The sequence below is a fragment of the Trichormus sp. NMC-1 genome, assembly GCF_001858025.1.
Lineage (GTDB): Bacteria > Cyanobacteriota > Cyanobacteriia > Cyanobacteriales > Nostocaceae > Anabaena.
The window spans coordinates 450,572-474,339 of the sequence record NZ_LZQD01000001.1 but is presented as its reverse complement, the minus strand read 5'-3'; the positions used below and the strand labels follow the sequence as shown (position 1 = coordinate 474,339).

Here is a 23,768-nt window from a genome sequence, read left to right as displayed (position 1 = left end):
GTGATTAATTGTATGTGTAATTTGTAAATAACAAAAGGTGAAGTTATGACAGTTATTACTAATTTACAGCAACTCTATGAAACTGATGACCATTTATGGTTATTAGAAACTATTCAATTATTAAAACAAAGTCGTTTTGATGAGTTAGATTTAGAAAATTTAATTGAGGAGTTGGAATCTTTGGCAAAAAGAGATAAGCATCAAGTTAAAAGTTTACTAGAACAAGTAATTAGACATCTTTTATTATTGCAGTTTTGGACACAAGAATATGACAGAAATAAAAATCATTGGCGTTCGGAAATTAGAAGTTTTCGAGTCCAGTTAAAAGATAGATTAACATCTAATTTGTATAATTATTTGAGTTCTATTTTTACAAACATTTATGAGGATGCTTTGGGTTATGTTCAAGAAAAAACAGGTTTTACTGTAAACTTTCCCGCAGAATGTCCTTATTCGTTTGATGAAGTTCTCGATATTAATTATTTACCTAATTGAGAAAGTCAGTGCTTATTTTAAGTCGATATTGATCGGCAGCTTCTACGATTTCTGTGAATGTGGCTTCTATCATTATATTTTCTACTTTTGTGTTTACTTATTTCTCTTGATTATATTTTATCTAAAAAAGCGAATTGACAAGTTAGTACTTACGCGCTCTCAACTCCCGATTATCACCAAAAAAGCAATTACCTATTTATTGGTCATTAGATACGATATTTAGTTAAAAATTACCTTTTCTAAAACTCACTTGCCATCCCCTATTAATATAACCTTTGCTTTCTTTATTGCCGATATTTTTTTCAAAAGCAATCTCTTTTACAAAATCAAGGCTCTTTTGGCAACTAAACGGCGAACTTCTTGATTCAAATAAGGACGCTCCATAATTAAATTTTAAGCCTCCTCTTTAATAAAATCATAAGCGCGAGCCTTTGCTAATCTTAATAAATGTTCTAAGATCAGATAATGATCTAATTCTGATTTTTCGTCTGAAGAAATCCCCTCATTTTTCTCACGAAATATTAGATCAGCCACTCTTTCTTTTACAGTTTCTGATGCTTGAAATTCAATTAAACTTTGGGATGTTGTCCCAGCCGCAAGAAAGTTTATTATTTCTTCATAAGCTGGATTAATGCCGATTGATGTTTTCATAATCATTTACCATCTCTCTATATTAAAGATATTCTTGACATCTTTAAACCCATGACCCATTGTAACACTTTTTGCGGAGATAGCGCAGCACTGATGGAAGCAAATCGCTGATATTATCGGGTGCGTTTATCGGCTCGTTATTTTATGTGAAATAGTTCAACCACCTTTGGTTTAGTTACTTTCCCCATAGCGTTGCGCGGTAATTCATCAACTATGATAATTCGAGTTGGAATCTTATAAACTGCCAATTGCTCCTTTGCCCAACTCCTAAAAGATTCTAATGTCAACTGGCGTTGCGATCGCAATACTAACGCTGCACAAACTCGCTCACCCCATTCTAAATCAGCAACCCCAACCACTGCACATTCCTGAATATCTGGATGGGTTCTTAGCACTTCCTCAATTTCTAAAGCTGAAACTTTATACCCTCCGGTTTTGATGATATCTACGCTCATCCGGCCTAAAATACGATAGTTGTCATTCTCGACTATTGCCGTATCTCCAGTACAAAACCAGCCATCTCTAAACGCTTTGTCCGTTGCTTGAGGGTTTTGCCAATATTCTAAAAACACTCCAGGGCTTTTAACTTGAATTTCTCCTGGTATTCCTGGTGGGACTAATTCTCCACTCTCATCTACTAATCTAACTTCGACTTGCGGTAAAGGTTGACCCACATATCCTGCGTACCGTTGACCGTGTAAAGGGTTGGATAGTGCCATACCAATTTCCGTCATCCCATAGCGTTCCAACAGAAAATGACCGCTAATACTCTGCCATTTTTCTAATACTTGTACTGGTAAAGCTGCTGAACCAGAAACCATCAAACGCATTTTTCCACAGCCTGCGGTCATGATTTTTTGACGTTCTTTAGAAGCCTTTTCCCAAGCAGCAATCAATTTTACATAAATTGTTGGTACTGCCATAAATAGGGTTAATTCACCCTCACAAATTCGATTCCACACAGTTTCAACATCAAATTTGCTCAATATGTGACACTCTGCCCCAGCCCATAAAGCACAAGTCAAGACGTTGATAATCCCATGAATATGATGTAAAGGTAGTATATGTAAAATGCTATCATCCGATGTCCATTCCCAAGCTGTGATTAAGCTAGTTACTTGAGCTTGAATATGATCATGGGTTATCACCACACCCTTGGGTTTACCTGTTGTACCACTCGTATAGAGAATTAATGCCCGTCTTTTAATATCTACATTTGGAAGGGGACTAACATGATTTGGCAGTGTTTCTGAGGTGAGAATAAAGCGCAAATTTTTTTCAGTAGCAATTAGGCGCAGTATATCCTCAAATTGGGGATGGGCAACAATAATTGATGCTCCTGAATTTGTAATCACATACTCCAATTCTGGTCGCGGGTGGGAAATACACAGAGGTACGGCTATTCCGCCTGCACGCCAAATCCCCCACTGAGTAGCTACATACTCAAACCCAGGTGGAATGAGAAAAGCAACTCTCTGCTCTTGTAAGTCTTCTGCATCGTGAAGCAGACCTGTCGCAATTAGACTGGAAATGTGGAGCAAATTCCGATAGCTAAATGCTCGTTCATCTGTAACAATTGCTATTTTCTCGTTATGTTCTTCAGCACAAGTAATCAAAGGGAGATTCACTTTTTTTTACCAATTTATGATTGTTCCTAAGATGCACATTTTATAACCTATTCGGCGATAGCAGTTTCTAGTAAAGTAAGGTACAAAATCATCTGCGTACTCTTCAAAAAGCCATTTTACAGGTGTCTAAATCCTCTTATAGCTGCTATTAATTCTTTAAAAGCTGTACCTCACTTAAGCTGGAATCGCTATATGGCAATGAATATAGCAGTTTGATTTATTAGCGAAGATGAAAAGTGAAAAAAAGATTAAGAAAGATTTCAGGAATTATTGCAATACTTTAATGAAGTTCAACTTTAGTAAATATACGGCACAGATGAAAAAACTCATGCTAGATTAAGAGCAAGGTACGAAAAGGTTAAAAGTCAAACAAAAACTTTTGAGTTAGAGCCTGTACCTCCTGCTCTAATGTCCTCGCAATCACTGTTAGGTTGTGGCTTCCTGTACAATATGTTTTCGCCTTGATTTCATCGAGTTGTGATTGGAGGTGTTTGAATTCATAGCCAGAAATGCCTGCCTAGTTAGAATGAAGGATACACAATCCTGAGTAGTTGATTGCGAATCAGGTTCACCTTAGTTGATGTAGTTAATTCGGATTATCCCATTTTATTGAATTATTGCTTGATAATGAAGCCGCTGTAAGTTGCTGATGTAGATCGGTCGCAACTGACAGCGGTTTCTGTTGTAAGAAGTCCTTGTTGAGCGGGACTAAATCAATAATAATAGCTGTAATTAAATATGATGTTTGTTCTCCTATATTTGATGTATACTGCAAACGGTTCATTGTTTAACCAAATATGGAACCCCTCTCCAAACCTCTCCCCGCAACGGGGAAAGGCTTAAGAATTGGTTTTTGTATTATGAAAAAGTAAGGTTCCTAGCCGTTTTGAGTATAACTCCATAATCCTAGATGTTATTCACTTTGTAAGGTAATTATAGTCACTTCTGGCGAACAAAATAATCTTCCGGGGAGATAAGTTCCTAAGCCACGATTGACATATAGCTGGTTTTTTCCTATTTGATGTAAGCCTTGTGACCATTCCCAATGATGGACAACAGAGTAATTTTTCCTCAAAAATGGTACTTTGCGCCGGATTTTGATGGGTATTTTTCGCAAGATTTTTTTGTAAAAATATACTGCTGGTCCCAAACCGGGAATAACGATTTGTCCACCGTGAGTATGACCAGATAATTGCAAATCTACGCGCCATTTTTGCAATGTTTCTGCTGTATCTGGGTTGTGGGATAGAACTATACGCGGTGTAGCAGGGTCTAGCTGATTCATGACTAGTGTAGGATTGAATTCCTGTGAGTAACGGTCTGCTAGTCCTATTAGTGGTAATTCGTTTCCTAATGGATAAGCGATTTCGTTCCAGAGGACATGAATACCATTGTTTGTCAGTGCTTTTGTAACTTCAGATTTTGAATTAGCATAATGTATATCATGGTTCCCTAATACAGCATAGACACCACAACGACTTTGCAGATGTTTGAGGCTTTTTACAAGTTGGTGAATAGGTTCTGGTGTTGTAGTGATGTAGTCACCAGTTAAGAGAACTAAATCTGGTTGTTCTTGGTTACTGAGTGCGATCGCTCTTTCTAGCATTTTATCTGATAATCGCACACCATCGTAATGAAAATCTGACATCTGCACCAGTTTTATACCTTGTAATGATGCAGGTAATCCCGCAATCTTAACCGTTAATTTCTCAATACTCAACGGTCCAGATAATAACCTGTGCATAAGGCGTTTAATAATTTTTAATATTCTTATTTATAGGTTAACTGAAAATTTTCAGGTTGTTTGTATCCACAGAGTAACTTTTTGGAAATTTCACGAAAGTTGGATATTTTAGCGTATTTATACTTATTTTATCTAATCTAAAGGAAGCTTAAATTTTATTTAACTGTATACTGTATTACAGCATTTATTTTTAATCAAGATACCCAAAGTAGTTTATGCCATCATCTTTGCAGTCAGAATACATGAACTAAGTAGGTGGGCGTTAAAAATTGTCGTTGGGGCAAGGGAACAGGGAACTCTTAACAGGGAACAGGAAGAGAGTTTTGGGCGATTTTACTTTTCTTCACATACCTTTAAATTTTTCTGTTCACCTACTTATAGGGATTCTCAGGGAAAAAGAGGATGTTGAATTAAATTAGTTTTAGTTTCTGTCATCTAACACAACATCCCCGCTAAATTAAAAAATTCCCAAAAAAAAATTATTCCACAACCGCAGGTAGAGATGTTGCTAAACTCTCTCCATTACTCAAATTTTCCCCTTGACCTTGGGAAGTGAAAACCTGTTTCAAAACCTGCATCAAGATGCGGGGATGGAAAAATGCCTTGGGTTGCTTTTGCATATGCATTACTTCTAAAAACAATTGATGAACTTCCGGGCTTTGGGTTTGCAGCACCAATAGTTGTTCTAAATACTTCTGCATCAGTTTGTTGATTAAACTGGTTTGTCCTCCTTCTGTGGTAGACCAACGGAAATCCTCACCCGTAGCTATCATCCAAGGTACGCTAATGACCTTGTTGAGTTGCTTTTGAAACCTTCGGGATAGACCAATTGAATTACCTTGTTTACTTAAGCATTCATCCAGAGTCATAGCACCTAAAGCAGCGGTAGTCATACCTTGACCGTAAACGGGATTGAAGCTACAGACAGCATCACCAACTACTAGGAAATTTTCTGGGAATCGAGACAGTTTTTCATAATGATGCAGACAGTTTTCTGTGCGTTTATAGGCGTAAATTGGTGAAAGGGGTTGAAGTTTTTTGATAGTTTCGTAGATAATGGGCGATCGCAAACTCCGAGCAAATTCCAAAAAACCGGCCTCATCCGTAGGTGGATAATCCCGACCAACACCAGATAGTGTGACAATCCAGCGATTACCTTCGACTTGATAAATCACACCCCCACGAGTACCAGGTGCTTGTGTTGTAATATACACTGCCTTCCAATCTTTTTGCAAATCAGCCGGAAACTCATACCAGCGACTGGCGTAACCTAAAAAAGAATTGACAACTGTTTCCTGGGGTGGTTCATAGCCCATTGCTTGCAACCAATGAGGTGTGCGAGAATTTCGTCCTGTAGCATCCACCACTAAATCAGCAATTATCTCTACTTCCGGTTCGTTAGCAGTGCGTATCCGCACACCCGACACACTAGCTTTATTGGTAAGTAAGTCAGTTACCTGTGTTGCTGTCTTCCACTCCACACGATCATTTGCAGTCAAACGTTTGCGGATAGTCCACTCCAGCAAATTCCGGCTACAGGTGCGGGTAATTAGTTGAGAATCAAAGCGGGGAACCCAACCGCGAATACTTAACCAAAGACTATCTGCTGTCCAGTTGATAACCGGTGCATCTGAATCTGCTAATTCAGTAATGATACCAGGAAACAAATGTTCTAGAATCTGCTGACCCCGTATCAGTAACGCGTGAGCATGAAGGGATTGAGGTACACCAGGACGTTGTTCTGTTTTTTCGGCTGTTTCTTTAAGCAGATCCCGTTCTACAATGATTACACGGTCAAAATGCTTCGTCAGTACCTGAGCCGTCAGCATTCCCGCGATACTTCCTCCCATGACAACGGCGGTTTTTTCTGTAGCTATGCAACTATTGGCGGAACCCATATTATAATTCACCTTTTTGGATACAAGTTTTGCACAATTGCTTTGTTAATATGACAATAACGATAATAGCACTTTAAGTTTTCTCCATCTACCAAAGTAAAATCTGTTGTCTTAGTTCTTCCATATCTAAATAATCATTCACAAAAGCTTTCCTTAAAAGTTGATCGGGAATAAACTTATCATATTTTTGTAATTCTGGTGCTTCCGCATGACTAACCAAATGTTCTGCTGTGATTCTTTGCTCACATAAAGAATAAATTTCTGGATAAACAGATGAGAATTTATTTTTCCCTAATTTTAAAGTCAAATAATAAGGATTTATCCCACCAATACTGCTAATTTCTAAAGATTCTCGACAAAAAGAGTTAAGCAATCTTTCTAAAGTGCGATAAGCGACAGTACCTATCCAAGGAAATATACAGCATTTATTTTTTTCCAATAGCAGAATATTATGTTGATCTAATCCAGCATTTTGTGCTAGTTGGCGAACTTCCTGTAATCGGCAGATCGCATTTTTTTGTAAATAGCTATATTCTGTATTTTCTAATAAAACCTGCCGCATACGTTGCAAAATTCGGGTATGAATAGTACCACTAGCACCACGCCAATAAATAGTAGCTTTACCCTCAGCTTGTTTAACGAAAATAGCCTTTTTTTGAAAGTCAACTTCTATAACTTCCCAACTTCTTCCAGCTAAAGCAAATTGATTACCAACAGGAGGTGGTGTGACAATACTACCAATTTCCGTTGCCCCTTGTTTAACGGCATATTCTTGACTATCAGCAAAGACAGCATAAAACTGAAATCTATTGACTATTTTTTCTCCAGCTAAACCTATCATTAATTTACCTTGTTCATTTTTTTGAATATGATCAATATCAATTAAATATCGTAGTAATAACTTATAATCTGCTTGAGAAATAGCCGCAAATGGTGGTAGATTAAAAATTTGTTTAGCTAAAGCAGCGGGTGAAAGCTCCCCAGTTGCTGCTAAAATACTCATGGTTTGATGATAAAGTAAACTGAACGGATATTTAATCGGTTTGATTGGTTCTAGCCAACGTTCTTCTAAATAAAGTTGAATAATAGCGATACACTGCAAAAGTTGCCAAGGGATTTGTTCGGGTAAAGAAGCTTCTGATAATGGTTGTTCTTCTGCACAAACAAAACGCATATCTGCCGATTCACCTCTTCTGCCACTGCGTCCCAATCTTTGTAAAAAACTGGCAACAGATAAAGGTGATTCTAATTGTATGACTCGTTCTAATTCACCAATATCTATACCTAATTCTAAGGTTAATGTGGCAGCAGTTACAGCGGGATGACTTGGTTCACGCATGGCATTTTCTGCCGATTGTCGTAAACTGGCGGAAATGCTGCCATGATGTACATGATATATGTCTGGAAATCCTTCTTTTTTAGCTATTTGGCGTAGAGAAGAAATGATAGATTCTGTTTGGGTGCGGTTGTTAGCGAATATCAAACATTTACGAGATTTACTGATATTAAAAATATATTTTTCATAATCTGATGTTTCCACATCTTTATTAATAAAAAAATGTTCTACAGCTAATTTGATTTGGCGTTTCCCTACTTCAATTTTGGGTGTAATTACTGGCTTATCTGTTCCCGAAGCTAACCATTTTTCAGCCATTGAATAATCACCAAGAGTTGCGGATAAACCAATGCGGCGTGGTTGTATTTTCGTGATTTTTGCTAAACGCTGCAATTGACAAATAATTTGATCACCACGTTCTAAACCCATAAAAGCGTGAATTTCATCAATGATGATAAAACGCAAATCAGCGAAGAGTCGGCATAACTCATTATTTTTGTTAATCAATAAACTTTCTAGAGATTCTGGTGTAATTTGCAGAATGCCTTGGGGATTTTTTAAAAGTTTGTTTTTAAGACTTTGATTAATATCACCATGCCAAGAATATACAGATATATCTGCGGTTTTTAATAAGTCATTAAGGCGTGTAAATTGGTCATTTATTAAAGCTTTGATGGGACTAATATACAATGCACCTATTGTAGTAGTTGGTTTTTCGTGTAATAAAGTTAAAATTGGTAAAAATGCGGCTTCGGTTTTTCCCGCAGCTGTAGCGGCAGCAACTAGTAAATGAGCATCTGTTTCAAATATCACCTCACAAGCAGCAATTTGCACTGGTCGTAATTCTGTCCAATTGTGAAGATAAATATATTCTTGAATGAAGGGTGCAAGTCTAGAAAAAGTGCTGTTACTCATATTAATTTGGGATTTCAGATGTAATAATAATTCCAGAAATAGCACTGAGTCTGATGCCTGTTGGCAGTTTAAGTAAGCTTACAGTAATCTAGTAACAAGGAGTAAACTTCTAAAAATAAAAAAGTTCTAAAAAACTGCAAAATGACAAATCAAGATTTAGGTGATTTTGCCAAAGAGACGCTCTGCGAACGCTACGAAGTACAGCAGCAACTGGGCAAAAAAGCAGGACGGAAGACGCTGCTGACTCGTGATTTGCAAACCCAGGAACTAGTAGTAGTGAAACTACTTTTATTTAATGATGAATTTCAATGGCACGACTTGAAGCTGTTTGAACGTGAAGCTGAAACTCTGAAAACCATCTCCCACCCTGCAATTCCCCGTTACCTAGATTACTTTGAGTTAGATACTCCTGACTACAAAGGATTTGCGCTCGTTCAAAGTTATATTCCCGCTGAATCTTTAGAAACACAACTGAAAGCAGGACGTAGTTTCAATGAGGAAGAAGTTAAACAATTAGCGACAGCAATACTAGAAATTCTTAAATATTTACACGGTCGTCAACCACCTGTAATTCACCGCGATATCAAGCCTAGTAATATACTGTTGACGAATCGTTCTGGTAATAATGTCGGTGAGGTTTATTTAGTAGATTTTGGCTCAGTGCAAACTATTGCTAGAACAAACAGCACAATGACTGTTGTTGGTAGTTATGGGTATATGCCCCCTGAACAATTTAATGGTAAAGCTACTCCTGCTTCTGATCTTTATGGTTTGGGTGCAACTTTAATTTACTTAGTAACAGGTGAACATCCAGCAGATTTACCGCAACAAGATTTAGTCATTAAATTTGAAACAGCAGCTAATATTAGTCCTGGTTTTAGCAGTTGGTTGCGGAAGATGACACAACCTATTTTGAGTAAACGATTGGCTTCTGCTGAACAGGCTTTAAAAGCTTTAGAGCTACCTAAAAATAAAACTCACACTCCAGTTAAGATATCTAATTCAGTTTTAGGAAAACCATTTGGGAGTAAGGTGAGCTTGCATAAAAATGCTGATTTTCTGGAAATTATCATCCCTCCAGTGGGTGGATTTTCCAAAATAGTGATGATGTTGAATTGGTGTTGTCAGCTAGTTTTTCCGCTTTCATTTTTAATGCTTTTGCCGATGTTTAAAATCATTTCACCTCTGCTGATTCCAGTGAGTTTCTTAATATTATTTCTGGTCATCTGTATGTGCTTTTTTGGGAATAAAATCCTGCATATCAATAGGACACACATTTCTTCATATTATGAATTGTTTGGTATTGAGCGACATTATCCACTTCCTAGTCTGAAAAAATATATTGTTCGCTTAGAGATAACTCATACTTACTACAACAATAAACCTCAAGCTTGTTTAATTATCTGGTCAGGAATGCGAAAGTATAAAATTCATACTGGTGAAAATAATACTTTTGCTATCAGTACTCTAGAACTTGATTGGTTAGCTGAAGAAATTAGCAATTGGCTAGAATTACCAATTACTAGAAGTTAAAAAAAATGCTTTAATCACAAACTAAATTCAGCTGCATCTCCATCTGTATTTTCGCTATCACCTACAGTAGTAGGTTTAAAGTTGGAACCATGAATCAATTCAGTAAATTTAATTTCTGGATTTTGATGGAGAAGATTTAAGACACTAATAAAATCCCGAATAATTTCTCCTGGTGTTAGTAAAGCTTCTGCACCTAAACGACTGATAATTTCTTGGACAAATTCCTTTAATTCTCTATTTGTTAAAGTCTTTTCATAAGCAAAATTGAGCGCATGAATTTCTGTTAATCTTTGCAAAAGTGATAATATTTCTGTTTCAGTTAAAGGATTGAGTCGAATCACTGGACTCATATATTCTTGTACACCTGCTTGGGTAGAAAAACGACTTTCTTTTGTGCGTCTACGCCAAGCTTGGTCAGCAAAAAGTCCCCGATTTGGGTCTTCTAAAAATTTAGTGGTTCCCCCAATGAAAATACCCAGATTGTCGGCTTTACATTGCATGGTGTCGTTGAACATTGCTAACAGTCTATTGTAGTTCTTTTCACGAGTAACTGTCGTGGATATTTGATATAAATTAACGGCTTCATCTACTAAAATCAACATTCCTTTATAGCCTATTTCCGCTACAAATTTCGCTAAGAGTTTGATATAATCAAACCAGCTATCATCATCAATAATCACCCGTACTCCTAATGCGGCTTTAGCTTCAGTTTTGGTATTAAATTCTCCCCTCAACCAGCGCAAAGACGCATTTTTTAATTCATCATCATCTAAACGATAACTGCGCCAATAAGCAATAATTACTGTACCAAAATCAAAGCCATGAACTAAGTCTTCAATATAGTGAACTACTTCTCGAATTTTTGCTTCTACTTGCTCATCAAAACCTTCGTCATTGGGATTTATTCCCTGTTCTTTAGCTACTTCTTGCTGGATTTTATTAATCCATCCTTCTAAAATAGAAATTAAAGCGCCACCGTCAGGACGAGTTTTTGTAGCGAGACGACTCATCAATTCTCGATAAGTTGCTAAACCTTCATTGTTGCTTCCTGCTAGTTTACGTCCAGTGGATAAATCAGCATCAGCAACTACAAATCCTTGCTCCATTGCACGGTTACGAATCATTTGCAGCATGAAGCTTTTACCAGAGCCGTAGTTACCAATTATAAACCTAAATGCGGCTACACCTTCGGCAATATCGTTAAGATTGTTTAATAGGCTATTAAGTTCTTTTTCTCGGCCTACTGCTATATGTTCAATTCCGATTCTAGGAACTACTCCTGCACCCAGGGAGTTAATTAAAGCTGTGGATACTTTTTTTGAAATTTTTGGTTTTATCATGTAGTTGATTTTAATCGATTTTCAATGCTTATGTAAATAGCCAGTATATAATAGTTGACAGTCTAAAAAGTCTTTTTGTGTCTAGGTTTTATAATCAGGATTAAATGTAATATAAATGCTCGTAGTGAGCGATTTATCGCTCTTGTGCCAGGTTTACTACTTTGAGAAAGTTATTTAATTGGATAAAACAAATTTAGTTGCTAGGCTTTTCATAGATTGCTATTACTTTTTTGACGTTGGGAATATGTTCTTGATAAATGGCGGGAATTTCTTGTTCCGTTTCGATAATTAGTTCCCCAATAGTATTATTGGCGATTTCATTGATGGAGTCAATTAATAGATTTGGCATAGTAATGTTGGCTTCGGCAATTTGTTTAATGATAGGCTTGGGATTATCTTGCTCAACTATGGCTTTTAATACCTGGATTTCATATGCTGGCAGGTTTTCCAGAAAATCAGTCCATTCTGTGGGTAAATTATCTGAGGTGTTGGGTTCATAATCTACAAGTGATAGAGGTTCGAGTAATTGATCAAAAGGAAACAAATCAATATCTTCTTCTTGGATATTTTCATTCACTGTTTCCTGATTGAGGGTTTCCATTTGTTGGAGTAATTCCCAAACTTGACTTTGTAACAAGTCCCGTTCGCTTTGTAATAAGGAAACTTGATTTTGGATTTGGTTGAGTTCGGCTTGTTGGGCTGCTGTCTGGTTTTGTAAAGAAATCAAGCTATTGTCTAAATTTCTTTTAGTTGTTTTTGTATCGACTAATAAGTTATTTTCTTGGACAACCTTCGTTTCTATTTCTTGTAATTCAATTCGTAGTTCATATAGTTTTTCTTCTAGTTGAGGTTTGAGTCTTCCTAACAGAGTTAAATTACTTTCGATTTCCTGTTTTTCTTCTTGAAACTCTTCGACTTGAGTTTGTAGTTGAGTGATATCGGAGCGTAAACCATGACAATTCAATTCTAGACGGCGTTTTTCAGCTGCGAGGGTAGAACAGTTATTTTTTAAGTCTTCTGTAATATTTTCTAAGTTGTGAAGTTCAGTTGTTAAAATACTAATCTCTGATTCTAATTGCTTTTTTTGTCCTGCGAAAGTTCCTAACTCTCGATGGAGACTATCTCTTTGATTACGACATTCGGCGATTTGATTTTGCAGTTGTTGTGATTCGCTATAAAGAATAGTACGATGCTCTTCTATTTGTTTTATTTCTCTAGCAATACGAGATTTTAATCCTTCCCGTTCTCTAATTTTTCTATGGAGAGAACTTAACACTAACATTTCATAATTTCTGCGTCGTTTATCAACAAATAAGGCGGCTGAATAAGTAGCTAATACAGTAATTGTACCTGTAATTAAGGCTTTAGTAAAATCCCAGTTGGGGACGAGACTTAGACCAAAACTCACACTAAAGGCGGCTATACCTAGAATTAAGCGATTACTGATTATTGCTGATTGCATTTTGCTGGTTTTTAGTGTATTAAAGTTTTCAGAATTATGTTTTACTAATGTCATTACTGCTCACATTTTATTAACTATATGGTTGGGTTGGAAGTACAATTTTTTTGCCAAGGTCAGATATAGCGATCCTATTTGAGTTGAGAATTTATCGGTGTTCGCGTAGCGTGACGTAAGTCATGGGAAGGGAACAGGGAACTCTTAACAGGGAATAGGGAATAGGGAACAGGGAACAGAAAGTTTTCATGAATTCATTTAGGATTGCTATATAAAGTTTGTTTTTTCTCGCTCCTGCTGTATGTTTACATAATTCTGTTAGTAGTTAAAATTGCCGTCACTAGTGCAAGAAAGCAGAAGACCAGATTATGGGCAATAAAAGTTTTTTTACAGGGTTTTATTGATTAGTTACAGCAACGGACAGGGCGGTTAGGACATCAATTGATAATGAAACTTTCACTACAAGAGAGTTTTACTCCTGACTCCTGCTATATTTCTGTTAGCCTACACTAGTAAGTTGACTACAAGCTATGGTTATTTTCACCAAACAAAGCTAACTCTGCTTTTAAGAAGTCGATAAATTGACGTGCTGTTCTGCCCGAACGTCCATTATGACGAGTTGCCCATTGCAAAGCTTGGTATTCTAAATCTGGGGGAGTGAGATTAATACCTGCTTGTGCTGCTAAATGTTGAACAATTTGTAAATAAGTTTTTTGATCTGCGGCCTCAAAGGTTAAAGTCAGACCAAAGCGATCGCTAAATGATAGCTTTTCCTGCATTGTATCCCAAGCATGGACTTCTTCATTATCCTTAGGGGTAGGTCGATCACTAAAATACTCCCGAATTAAGTGACGACGGTTAGAAGTTGCATAAACAACTGTGTTTTGGGGTCTAGCGGTTAAACTGCCTTCTAAAACTACTTTTAGGGCTTTAAAGGCATCATTATCATCTTCAAAGGAAAGATCATCAACGAAGATGATAAATTTTTGTGGCACTCCCCGCAAATGCTCGACAATTTTAGGTAAATTTTGCAGTTCTGATTTGGCAACTTCTATCAAACGCAGGTTTCTGTGACTATATTCGTTTAACAAAGCTTTGATTAATGAAGATTTGCCAGAACCACGACTACCGTAAAGTAATACGTGCAGTGCTGCTTCTCCTGACAATAAAAATTCTGTATTTTTTAACAGAGTATCTTTTTGCCACTCATAACCCACCAGTGTACTTAGCTTTACCGGATCAGCATAGCGGATACCCACAAACTGTCCTGCTTGCCAGCGAAAAGCCCGGTATTCTGCAAATAAACCTGTGCCATATTGTCGATAATAAGCTGCTAAATCTTCTACCGCATCAGCCCAAGTTTCTAATTGGGGGAGCGAGGCCAGCAAACCTTGGTCAAATCCTGTCTTTTCTGGCTCTTGATACCACACAACGGGGGAAACTGGTAAATGAGCGACAATTTGCACCCACTCGCTTAAGATGGCGCTGTTACATTCATAGAGGCTTTGCAATCTTTGCAAATCATTCTGGGCTGCTGCTACTAAAGCTGGGGGTAAATGAGTAAATTCTCGCTGTTGAGCCAATTTGCTAAACGGGTTATCAGCGATGAGAATTTGACTAATTAAGTATTCCTCCCAAGTTTGATTGCTGGCAGCTAAAGCTTGGAAGTAGCTACCGTAGGCTTTGAGACAGTCTCGCCCATCTGCGTCAGTGTAACGTATGGCTTGTAACAGTTCAAGAAATGCGATCGCTACTTCGCCTTGGAGAACGGATTGGTAAAGTAAAAGAGAGGAGGCTTGACGCTGGAGGAATTGAACTTTGGTATAAGACGAAGTATGTGCCGTAGGCATCGCTTGATTATCCATCAATCAACTGTAATTTTCTACTGACCCTGAAAGTAAAATCCAAGTCTACATAGGTTGTAACAATGAATTTAGGTATAGTTGCCGCTTTTGGCTACGGCATTTTATCGTTAGTAGGTGGCATCATTGGCTACATTCAGGCTAAAAGTAAAGTTTCTTTATTGAGTGGTAGCATTAGCGGTTTGTTACTAATTTTTTCTGCTTACTGCCAACTTCAGGGACAAACCTGGGGTTTGACTGAAGAGGACGCGGAGAGTGGGAGACGCGGCGACGCGGAGAGTCGCCTGTGTCCGACTTTCGACGCAAATGGTTTCAAGCCCCCGACTACAAGTCGTGGAGAAGAAAAAAGACATTCCTTGCTGGAATCCCTTGGCTTTAGACATGGGGTATAAGAGCGTCCCCGTGTCCCCATGTCTTCTTGACTTTAGCAGCTGTTATTACTGGTATTTTAGTAGTTTTCTTTGCGTTGCGACTAGTTAAAACACGTAAATTCATGCCAGCGGGATTGATGATTATTTTGGGGATGCTGGCATTAACGGTGTTGGTCAATCAAATTGTCGTCTCTAAGTAGCCGCCTCATTTTATCCAGACTTCCTTCAACCTTGATCAACTGCGTTCACAATAACGCATGAAAAACTTCAGTTCCTCTTACCTCCTGCTGTTTTAACTATGTAACAGTGTTTCAGCCACAAGTTACATCTCCCTGATGCCAGTAATTATATTAGTACTGCTGTTTTAGCAGGGTGGAAAATTACTTTTGTTACAAATTACATAGTGATGACATACATGATAGTTGTAACAGAACTTGCGATCACTAGAGTATGGGTGTAATATAGTGAGCTTAATCTAGTTAGCATACAGATGAATAAATCGTACTTTATCTCCTAAGTGTATCTTTTATTGCCATTGGGATTCCTAACGGCTAGAATACACCTTTACCTAGCTTATTTGCTGTTCAGAGCCTTGACAGGATAAATACTTCCGAGCCAATAACATTAACTACAAAAATATATATGTAGCCGTCCTCAATGATATGTGATAAAATCTGCCCCTTGTTGCTTCTTTCCACAAGTAATTATGGCTTACGCCACGCCAGCTATCACCAATCACTTAGGAGTACTACATACCAGTTTGATAATTCTCAAAAGTGTGAATCAAAAGTATGAAAATTCTATGTTATGTTCAGTAAATTTTAAAGAAAAGATAAAGTATATTTTGCCAGTTTGGCAGGTTTTGTGAATACAAATGAGATATTAGTAGATATTAGAAATAGTTCTTGATATTTGTAATTTCGTTAGTATCGCCCTAATACTACTCGCACTAAGTAAATTTCGGCATAGGTAATTCTCTGAATCAATCAATTTAAGAAACTAGGAAATAATAAATGTTGTTATCACTGTCTTCTCAAAATGTTATCCAGCATCTGCACAAGGTGGGTCTGTGTAGCGCAGAAGATGGCGCATCATATGAATCTAAGCTACCAGAACATAGCCGCATAAATCGTAATTTTCTGGTAACTTTGACAGATAATCGCAAACTTTTAGTAAAACAAAAACGGCAGATTAATTTGGGTAGTAGCCATCATGAGTTTTTTAATGAATGGCTGTTTCACCAATTGTTGCAACAGTTTCCAGTTCTGGGTAATATTTCCGCGCTCGCTTCATTAGTACTGGATTTTGATGAAGAAAATTCTATCCTTGTTCTTAGCTACCTCAGCGAATATGTAGAGCTAGGAAATTTTTATCAAAACAACAGCATTTTCCCTCTAGAAATTGCTACAGCTATTGGTACGGCATTAGCAGGTTTACATCGGACAACCTTCCAACAGCGAGAGTATCGTGATTTTATGGAAACTGCGCCCCAAGGTCAGTTTCGTTATAATTTTTACAATCCGGCTCAAGGTATAGGCTCAATTAGTTCCAATATTTTTGGCACAATTCCCACTGAAGCACTCAAGTTTCATGCTCTCTATCAGGGCTATGAAAGTCTAGAATTCGCAATTGCAGATTTGGCCTATGAATGGAATCCTTGCTGTTTAACTCACAACGATTTGCAGTTGCACAATATTTTGGTTCATTCTCGTTGGGAGCAGCTAGATAATTGTTTAGTGCGGTTAATTGATTGGGAAGCTTGCGCTTGGGGAGATCCAGCTTTTGATTTAGGCACTATACTAGCAAGCTATATCAAAATTTGGCTTTCGAGTCTGATAGTAGATCCTACTCTAGAATTAGAAGAATCTTTGCATTTAGCGATGATACCGCTGGAAGTTGTACAACCTTCAATTTTGGCTATTATTCGCGCTTATCTTCATGGATTCCCCATGATTTTAGACTACAATCAAAACTTTCTTTTGCGTGTTATTCAATTTACGGGGTTGGCACTGATTCATCAAATTCAAGAGATGATGAACAACCGTAAATATTTTGATAATACCAATCTGTGTATGCTCGAAGTTGCCAAAAGTTTACTAACTATGCCTGAACAAGCTGTGCTGACTATTTTTGGTGCTTCGGAATCAGAAATTCTTCAATCTGTAACCGGATTTAAAACACTACATAAACCAGAAAAAGAACAGCAATTAGTGCGGATTTATTACGAAAAAACTCGTCTACGCGGTTGTTAGTATTGTAAACTTTGAGGCGCAAATTAATTAATGCTAGATGATTCTACTAATCAAATCCTAAATTCTTTGTTTGATATTGCTGCTAATATCCAGATTGAGCCTAACTTTTGTATTCATCATCCCAATTATCAACCTTTCTCTTTGCCAACTACAGTAGCAAATAGATTTCAACAAAACTCGCCCGCTTTACAACAGAAATATTTAGCTTTACTACTGCGTAATTTTCTCCACGGTATCTATTATAACGGTTCGTTACAAACAACTTCAGTAGCAAATACCGCTGCTATAAATTACACAAGTTACCCTTTAGAGCAAAATTCCAGCTTGGGGATTGATTGGGATTTCTATGAGCAACTGCACCAGAGTAATCACGGTACTGGTCACTATGATCCTAATTGGCAAGTGTTACGATTAGAACCTGATAAGACTATAGCTGTCACTAAAAATGGTTTGACATTGTATGTTGAGCCAGAATGCTATCTCAAATCTCGGAGAAAGTCTGCCAAAGTGGGTGATTTTATTGCTATATGGATGCCCAAAAACCGCTTGCAAAATGGCTGTTACGTGGCGGTTAGCAATGTAGGACAAGAGCGCCCAAATCCACCAAATGCTGATTTAGGAGTAGGGCGGATTTATTTTAATTTTACGCCATCGGGTGCGATCGCTCTGATGGAGAGTTTGACACAACAACTAAATAATACAGAAATTCCCTTTAGCTTTCAGGTTCTCTATAATCCCGCTGCATACGGGCGCTATGACGCAGGAGTACTCCATTTTGAAAGACAAGATTACCCCATAATTCACAAAATGCTACAAGCTGTTTATAAACAGCATCAAAGTTATTTTCAGCCAAAAATACCCTTATTTACCAAATTTTTAGCTCCGGGATTGAGTTTAGCCGAAGAACCAAACCACAAATTTGCGGCACAGGAAAGTTTTGGACTAAACCGTTGTCAAATTGTCGCTAATGCTTTATTGGAAGCTTGGGAAAAAGGTAAAAATGCCATTGAAGAGCGAATACAGATTATTGACGAACACTTTGCACAGCATTCGGTTGACGTGCATCGTCCTTACCTTAATCCTGCTTCTGAAGATATATACCAACCCCTATCGCACTGGTAGTCTGAACTCCAGCAAGAATAGAACAAATGATAATTTATACAATCAACATTCCTCATCTAGGGAATTTTTTAGGTTTAAAGTTTTGTGTTAATGTTAAGAATATTACTAAAAGATTTATATGCCGCAGTCATTTACTCCTGATGTAGAGTTACCAATTTATATCTCTGCTAAAAAAATTACACAACGTTTAATTATTATAATTTTAGGTCTTACCCTAACTGGCGTTATAAGTGCTTATTTCTGGGTTTCCGAGTTCCCATTTCCAAGCTCAAAATGGTTTCACGATCTCTTTAGCCTGGATGCAGAGTTAAATATCCCGGCTTGGTATTCATCGTTCATATTATTATTTTCTTCGGGATTATTAGCAGTAATTACTGTAATTAAAAAGACAGATAGGTATTTTATTTATTGGAAAAATCTATCTTTAATATTTCTTTTTTTCAGCATAGATGAAGCCTTTAGTTTCCACGAAATTTTGATTATTCCATCACTAAGAGAACAATTTAATTTAAGCCCCATATTTTTTCACACCTGGGTTATATTTGGGATTCCTGCGGTTATATTTTTTGTATTTAAATATTTCCAATTTTTCCTAGATTTACCTAAGAAAACTCAATATTTATTCCTCTTTTTTGCAATTTCTTATGTAAGCGGATCTCTGGGTATGGAAATGATAAATGGGCTTTTAAGAGAATATTTTGGTCGGCGTGACATAATAACGGCAATTGGCATAGTGATTGAAGAATTTTTGGAAATGATAGGAATTGTAACTTTTATCTATGCGCTGCTAACTTACTGTAGCAGTTTGAAAGAAATTATTAATCTAAAAATTTATATCTCTGAAAAGTAGGGTTAACCCATTCACACATCATTTCTACAATCTGGTCTATTTCAATAAAATTTGCTTTCAGAGGGAACAGGGAACAGAAAAAACTCATGTTTAAAAACATGAGATTGAAATAATGACACTGATCTAAACGTAGTTTTGCCGAATCGGGTAAGTTTTGAATTAGTAAATTAAAGATTTCTAATTCTTGGGCTATATTATCTACACCAATTTTCCATTATTCCCTGTTCCCTGTTCCCTTTTTTTGTAAGTAAAGTACAATAAATTTGTAGAGCAGGCATCTTGCCTGCTTTGTGTTTTGATTTGGGAATCTTGATCTTATGATTTTCAATTATCACCGGGTTGTGCGTTTTCAAGATACTGATGCTGCTGGAGTAGTGTATTTTGCCAATGTTTTGGGAATTTGCCACGAAGCTTATGAAGAATCACTAATCGCTCTTGGTATCAATTTGAAAACTTTTTTCACTAATCCATCTGTAGCTTTTCCAATTGTACATACTAATGTAGATTTTTTTCGCCCAATGTATTGTGGCGACAAGCTAGTAATTAAATTATTATCCCAACAAATAGGTGTGGATAAGTTTGAAATTACCTATGAAATTACGGTGGATGAGGTAATAGTTGCTAAAGCTATGACTCGTCATGTTTGTATTGATGTCAGTAGCAGAATCAAGCAAGAGTTGCCTGATTATATCAGCAATTGGTTGGAAACTAATCGTAAAGACTCTGAGGGGGCTGAGAGAAGAAAGTTGCGGGAGGAAATTGTATAATTTCTAATTGTAATTACAGCAGATTGCAGATCAATGAGGTACAGAATCTAGATTGAACCCTATACACATTCGCCAGTTTTACTTCTGACTCCTGACTCCTGACTCCTGACTCCTGACTCCTGACTCCTGACTCCTGACTCCTGACTCCTGACTCCTGACTCCTGACTCCTGACTCCTGACTCCTGACTCCTGACTCCTGACTCCTGACTCCTGACTCCTGACTCCTGACTCCTGACTCCTGACTCCTGACTCCTGACTCCTGACTCCTGACTCCTGACTCCTGACTCCTGACTCCTGACTCCTGACTCCTGACTCCTGACTCCTGACTCCTGACTCCTGACTCCTGACTCCTGACTCCTGACTCCTGACTCCTGACTCCTGACTCCTGACTCCTGACTCCTGCTGTATTTGGTTCTCAGAAAATTCTCAGCAATTTCTTGAACCTGTTGACGGTTGATTTTACCTTGGGAATTTCGGGGTAAGTTTGGTAGGGAAATCCAATATTTAGGAATTTTGAAGTTACTAATTTGATTTTTGAGTTGGTTTTGAATTTCTAAGGTAGAAGTATTCGAGTCTTTGGGTATATAAATTGCCGTTAATGCTTGTCCCCATTGTTTATCAGGTATGCCAATTACACAAACATCAATAATCAGGTTAGTTTTTCTAATTGCTGTTTCAATTTCTGCTGGGTAAATATTTTCACCACCTGTAATGATTTTGTCGCTGCTACGTCCGCTAATATGTAAATAGCCTTCTTCATCTAAAAAACCAATATCATCTACAGAAAAATCATCTTGATTTTCCCAAAGTTGTGGATAGTAACCTAAAGCCAGAGATTTAGATTGAATATTGATATTGCCTGTGAGATGATGAATTGTTATTTGGGCATGGGGTAAAATTTTTCCACTACTAATTTTACCTTTGAGAAATTCATCTGCTTTAAGAGTAGCAATTTGAGAAGCGGTTTCTGTCATCCCGTAGGTAGGTGCTAGACGAATGTGATGAAATCGCGCTTTTTCTAGCAGTTCATCCCATGCTGGCGCACCTCCTAAAAGCACTGTTTCAAATTGAGATAACCATTGAGTTGATTGGGGATTTTCTAGCAAGCGTTGTAATTGTGTGGGTACTAAAGATATAAAATAATCTGAATAATCAAGATTATATTTTTGACAAGATTCTATTTCTTTAAATGTGCTAATAAATAAGTTTCCCCCAGTGAGAAAACTTCGCATAAATTGCATTAAACCACTAACATGATATAATGGTAATACACAAAATGAATTAACTGTTTCTATTTGAAAATATTCTGTAAATCCTTGTACAGATGCCGTTAATGTTTCCCAAGTGTGAATTGCAAATTTAATCTTTCCCGATGAACCACCAGTAGGAATCATAATGGCATCGGTAATTGGTAATGGGTAATGGGTGATTGGCGATTGTACGCAATTATTAGCCACTCCCCAAACTATATCTGGTTGGACTAAATTAAAAACTTGTTGCCATTCATCTTTTCCCCAGTCGGGATTACAGAGAAAAACCGGACATTTAGCAGCACAAGCGGCGATAAAGCTGGCTAAAAATCGCACTGGTTCTCGTTCAGCTAAAATAATTTTTGGTGCTGTTTTCTTCGATAATTCAGTTAATTCTAAATATAATTTATTTGCTATTTGCTGAAATTCTTGGCTATCATTATTAATTAGCCAATCATGATTTTTGATTTTCTGTAAATAGTCTAAAGCTTTTTCCATAGACTTTGAGGAAAGGTTGAATCTGGTTGTGTAAAAAAGTGGTTAATACCAAAACCAACAGCACGATTATTTAGAGATAATTCTGCGGCTAATTGCAATGCGGCTTGTCTAGCAATTGGGGTTTCAAATACAGATGAAAATACTGTATCAATATTATGTTGTTGACAAAATTTTCTTAACTGAGAAGGTGAACCAGCTATTGCCGGTTTAATCACAAAAATTCCTCGCCAACCTTGTTGATAATAATGTTCGAGTTGTTGTAAGGTGGCGACAGATTCATCGAAAGCAATTGCTGTAGAATATGAATTACTCAATTCTAATACTTCTGTAAATTGATTCACAGCTAAAGGTTGTTCGATAAATTCTATTTTTGGTTGGAAATTATCGCAAGTTTGTAGCCATAATTTTGCTTCTTGGTAGTTGAGTCCAGCATTAGCATCTAAACGTAGTTTTGCCGAATCGGGTAAGTTTTGAATTAGTAAATTAAAGATTTCTAATTCTTGGGCTATATTATCTACACCAATTTTCCATTTAAAGGTTTTATATCCTTGTTCCCATAAACTTTGCCATTGATTTAAAGCGGCTTCTCCTGCTGATAATAAACCACTATAGGTGAGATTTTGAATATCGATAGATGCAGATTTTTCACCTAATCTTGATAAGGCTGATTCAAAAGCAAATTGACAAGCTGGTAAGTGATCAGGAATCGCCAAAATTATCTCTGATGTAATTTCTTTTGGTAGTTGGTGACAAAAATCTAAAGCTTGTGCAATTGTTTCCGAACCAAACCAACTGATAGGCGAAATTTCTCCCCAACTAACTTTACCCGTAACATCAATTAGGCGAATAATTATGCTTTCGCGGATTTCCCAAATTCCATGATTTGTCACTACAGGACGAGTGAATTTGTGATTAATTGCACGCCAGGAAAATTGATAATTCATTACCCCAGCATAAATCCTACACCCAACAGCGAACAACTGCAAAAATGCACAGCAACAGCGATGAATTTACAGTTACTCACTTTGTCTGGTTGGTTGTGATTTTCTAAAACGTGGCGACATAATTTGAAAGCAAAGGGTAAACTTACCCAACTTAACAAAGTCCAAATTGGAAAAATTCCCAATACAACGAATAAAAGATTGAAAGGATAGATACTAGCAGTGAACCAGACTAAGACTTTAGCACCTGTTTGAGTACCTAAGCGAACAATAGGAGATCGCTTTCCTGCCGCTATGTCATCTTTAACTTGGTGAAAGTGTGAGCAAAATAGAACTAAACTAGTAACAATGCCAACAATCACCGAAGCTGCTAAATTAGTGATTGACCAAGTTTGAGTTTGACTGTAGTATGCTGCTGAGGTTCCCAAGGGGCCAAAGGCGAAAAAGCAGAGAATTTCCCCCAAACCCTGATATCCTAGACGAAAGGGAGGTCCCTGGTACATATAGCCCAAGCCGCAGCATAGCAGAATGATACCAATTACAGTTGGGTCTTGTTGTAAAAGTGCGATCGCTATTATCCCCAGCAAACCCGAACCTAAACATATATTTCCTAGCCAAAACATTAACTGCTTGTTACCAGTCAAATTTACAAGGGAGTGATGTTTATTTTTATCAATACCTGTTTCAGCATCAAAAACATCATTACTGATATTTTCCCAAGCCAGAATTAAAATTGCGGCTGCAATAAATATTGAAAATATTGTGGGATTAAGAATCTTTGTTTCCGCAAATGCTACCGCTGAACCTACCCATATAGGCATAATAGCAACGCTGTACATCGGCGGTTTGATTGCCGCCA

Annotated in this window: 17 protein-coding genes and 2 pseudogenes; 8 read left to right on the top strand and 11 right to left on the bottom strand. The window is 37.3% G+C overall.

The window, feature by feature from the left end; genetic code table 11:
• Positions 1-45: 45 nt before the first annotated feature.
• Positions 46-495, top strand: a complete 450-nt coding sequence (locus tag A9Y75_RS02075; protein WP_071187766.1) for a DUF29 domain-containing protein — start codon at positions 46-48, stop codon at positions 493-495.
• Positions 496-888: 393 nt separating this feature from the next.
• On the opposite strand, the gene A9Y75_RS02070 is transcribed toward A9Y75_RS02075, so the two are convergent.
• The 5 genes from A9Y75_RS02070 to A9Y75_RS02050 all read right to left on the bottom strand — a co-directional run bounded on the left by A9Y75_RS02070 (position 889) and on the right by A9Y75_RS02050 (position 8,667).
• Positions 889-1,146 carry a hypothetical protein gene (locus A9Y75_RS02070; RefSeq protein WP_071187764.1) on the bottom strand — a complete coding sequence of 86 codons (258 nt, stop codon included), beginning with the start codon at positions 1,144-1,146 and terminating at the stop codon, positions 889-891.
• 137 nt (positions 1,147-1,283) lie between these two features.
• A complete protein-coding gene (locus tag A9Y75_RS02065; RefSeq protein ID WP_071187762.1) occupies positions 1,284-2,774 on the bottom strand; it encodes an acyl-CoA synthetase in 1,491 nt (496 codons plus the stop codon).
• Between the two features lie 913 nt (positions 2,775-3,687).
• The gene (locus A9Y75_RS02060) at positions 3,688-4,518 is read right to left on the bottom strand and encodes a metallophosphoesterase (protein WP_071187760.1); all 831 of its coding nucleotides are present in this window, start codon (positions 4,516-4,518) and stop codon (positions 3,688-3,690) included.
• 479 nt (positions 4,519-4,997) lie between these two features.
• Positions 4,998-6,416 carry a 2-polyprenyl-6-methoxyphenol hydroxylase-like oxidoreductase gene (locus A9Y75_RS02055; protein ID WP_071187758.1) on the bottom strand — a complete coding sequence of 473 codons (1,419 nt, stop codon included), beginning with the start codon at positions 6,414-6,416 and terminating at the stop codon, positions 4,998-5,000.
• An 88-nt stretch (positions 6,417-6,504) separates the two neighbouring features.
• Positions 6,505-8,667 (bottom strand): DEAD/DEAH box helicase, encoded by a 2,163-nt coding sequence (locus A9Y75_RS02050; RefSeq protein WP_071188787.1) that lies wholly within the window; start codon positions 8,665-8,667, stop codon positions 6,505-6,507.
• Between the two features lie 141 nt (positions 8,668-8,808).
• Here A9Y75_RS02050 and A9Y75_RS02045 point away from each other — a divergent pair, with 141 nt between their 5' ends.
• Positions 8,809-10,200 (top strand): serine/threonine-protein kinase, encoded by a 1,392-nt coding sequence (locus tag A9Y75_RS02045; protein ID WP_071187756.1) that lies wholly within the window; start codon positions 8,809-8,811, stop codon positions 10,198-10,200.
• 14 nt (positions 10,201-10,214) lie between these two features.
• Here A9Y75_RS02045 and A9Y75_RS02040 read toward each other — a convergent pair whose 3' ends face one another.
• The 3 genes from A9Y75_RS02040 to A9Y75_RS02030 form a co-directional block, all read right to left on the bottom strand.
• Positions 10,215-11,540, bottom strand: a complete 1,326-nt coding sequence (locus A9Y75_RS02040) for an ATP-binding protein (protein ID WP_071187754.1) — start codon at positions 11,538-11,540, stop codon at positions 10,215-10,217.
• A 193-nt stretch (positions 11,541-11,733) separates the two neighbouring features.
• Complete coding sequence (locus tag A9Y75_RS02035; protein ID WP_071187752.1) at positions 11,734-13,056, bottom strand: tellurite resistance TerB C-terminal domain-containing protein; 1,323 nt, start codon at positions 13,054-13,056, stop codon at positions 11,734-11,736.
• A gap of 461 nt (positions 13,057-13,517) precedes the next feature.
• Complete coding sequence (locus A9Y75_RS02030; RefSeq protein ID WP_236721304.1) at positions 13,518-14,846, bottom strand: ATP-binding protein; 1,329 nt, start codon at positions 14,844-14,846, stop codon at positions 13,518-13,520.
• Between the two features lie 77 nt (positions 14,847-14,923).
• Between A9Y75_RS02030 and A9Y75_RS29250 the strand changes: the two genes are divergently transcribed.
• The 6 genes and pseudogenes from A9Y75_RS29250 (at position 14,924) to A9Y75_RS02005 (ending at position 20,220) form a co-directional block, all read left to right on the top strand.
• Positions 14,924-15,250, top strand: coding sequence for a TMEM14 family protein (locus A9Y75_RS29250; protein WP_071187744.1), 327 nt, complete (start codon positions 14,924-14,926; stop codon positions 15,248-15,250).
• Positions 15,251-15,276: 26 nt separating this feature from the next.
• Positions 15,277-15,429, top strand: a pseudogene (locus A9Y75_RS25985) (TMEM14 family protein); the annotation flags it as partial.
• An 813-nt stretch (positions 15,430-16,242) separates the two neighbouring features.
• On the top strand, positions 16,243-17,481 hold the full coding sequence (locus tag A9Y75_RS02020; RefSeq protein WP_071187742.1) for an aminoglycoside phosphotransferase family protein: 1,239 nt from the start codon (positions 16,243-16,245) through the stop codon (positions 17,479-17,481).
• A gap of 30 nt (positions 17,482-17,511) precedes the next feature.
• Positions 17,512-18,603: a T3SS effector HopA1 family protein gene (locus A9Y75_RS02015; RefSeq protein WP_071187741.1), complete on the top strand. Its 1,092-nt coding sequence runs from the start codon at positions 17,512-17,514 to the stop codon at positions 18,601-18,603.
• Between the two features lie 118 nt (positions 18,604-18,721).
• Positions 18,722-19,453 carry a hypothetical protein gene (locus A9Y75_RS02010; RefSeq protein ID WP_071187739.1) on the top strand — a complete coding sequence of 244 codons (732 nt, stop codon included), beginning with the start codon at positions 18,722-18,724 and terminating at the stop codon, positions 19,451-19,453.
• 317 nt (positions 19,454-19,770) lie between these two features.
• Positions 19,771-20,220 (top strand): thioesterase family protein, encoded by a 450-nt coding sequence (locus A9Y75_RS02005; RefSeq protein ID WP_071187737.1) that lies wholly within the window; start codon positions 19,771-19,773, stop codon positions 20,218-20,220.
• 416 nt (positions 20,221-20,636) lie between these two features.
• Here the strand turns inward: A9Y75_RS02005 and A9Y75_RS02000 are convergent.
• The 3 genes and pseudogenes from A9Y75_RS02000 to menA form a co-directional block, all read right to left on the bottom strand.
• A pseudogene (locus A9Y75_RS02000) lies at positions 20,637-21,968 on the bottom strand (2-succinylbenzoate--CoA ligase); the annotation flags it as partial.
• Positions 21,953-22,912: an o-succinylbenzoate synthase gene (locus tag A9Y75_RS01995; protein WP_071187736.1), complete on the bottom strand. Its 960-nt coding sequence runs from the start codon at positions 22,910-22,912 to the stop codon at positions 21,953-21,955. The pseudogene A9Y75_RS02000 and the gene A9Y75_RS01995, both read right to left, overlap by 16 nt.
• Positions 22,912-23,768, bottom strand: an 857-nt coding sequence (menA, locus tag A9Y75_RS01990; protein ID WP_071187734.1) for a 2-carboxy-1,4-naphthoquinone phytyltransferase, incomplete at its 5' end; no start/stop codon positions are given. The genes A9Y75_RS01995 and menA, both read right to left, overlap by 1 nt.

Excerpts from the sequence above, each read along its gene's own strand:
- A9Y75_RS02075 (WP_071187766.1), top strand. The coding sequence starts at position 46 with ATGACAGTTATTACTAATTTACAGCAACTCTATGAAACTGATGACCAT.
- A9Y75_RS02070 (WP_071187764.1), bottom strand. The coding sequence starts at position 1,146 with ATGAAAACATCAATCGGCATTAATCCAGCTTATGAAGAAATAATAAAC.
- A9Y75_RS02060 (WP_071187760.1), bottom strand. The coding sequence starts at position 4,518 with ATGCACAGGTTATTATCTGGACCGTTGAGTATTGAGAAATTAACGGTT.
- A9Y75_RS02055 (WP_071187758.1), bottom strand. The coding sequence starts at position 6,416 with ATGGGTTCCGCCAATAGTTGCATAGCTACAGAAAAAACCGCCGTTGTC.
- A9Y75_RS02050 (WP_071188787.1), bottom strand. The coding sequence starts at position 8,667 with ATGAGTAACAGCACTTTTTCTAGACTTGCACCCTTCATTCAAGAATAT.
- A9Y75_RS02045 (WP_071187756.1), top strand. The coding sequence starts at position 8,809 with ATGACAAATCAAGATTTAGGTGATTTTGCCAAAGAGACGCTCTGCGAA.
- A9Y75_RS02040 (WP_071187754.1), bottom strand. The coding sequence starts at position 11,540 with ATGATAAAACCAAAAATTTCAAAAAAAGTATCCACAGCTTTAATTAAC.
- A9Y75_RS02035 (WP_071187752.1), bottom strand. The coding sequence starts at position 13,056 with ATGACATTAGTAAAACATAATTCTGAAAACTTTAATACACTAAAAACC.
- A9Y75_RS02030 (WP_236721304.1), bottom strand. The coding sequence starts at position 14,846 with ATGCCTACGGCACATACTTCGTCTTATACCAAAGTTCAATTCCTCCAG.
- A9Y75_RS29250 (WP_071187744.1), top strand. The coding sequence starts at position 14,924 with ATGAATTTAGGTATAGTTGCCGCTTTTGGCTACGGCATTTTATCGTTA.
- A9Y75_RS02020 (WP_071187742.1), top strand. The coding sequence starts at position 16,243 with ATGTTGTTATCACTGTCTTCTCAAAATGTTATCCAGCATCTGCACAAG.
- A9Y75_RS02015 (WP_071187741.1), top strand. The coding sequence starts at position 17,512 with ATGCTAGATGATTCTACTAATCAAATCCTAAATTCTTTGTTTGATATT.
- A9Y75_RS02010 (WP_071187739.1), top strand. The coding sequence starts at position 18,722 with ATGCCGCAGTCATTTACTCCTGATGTAGAGTTACCAATTTATATCTCT.
- A9Y75_RS02005 (WP_071187737.1), top strand. The coding sequence starts at position 19,771 with ATGATTTTCAATTATCACCGGGTTGTGCGTTTTCAAGATACTGATGCT.
- A9Y75_RS01995 (WP_071187736.1), bottom strand. The coding sequence starts at position 22,912 with ATGAATTATCAATTTTCCTGGCGTGCAATTAATCACAAATTCACTCGT.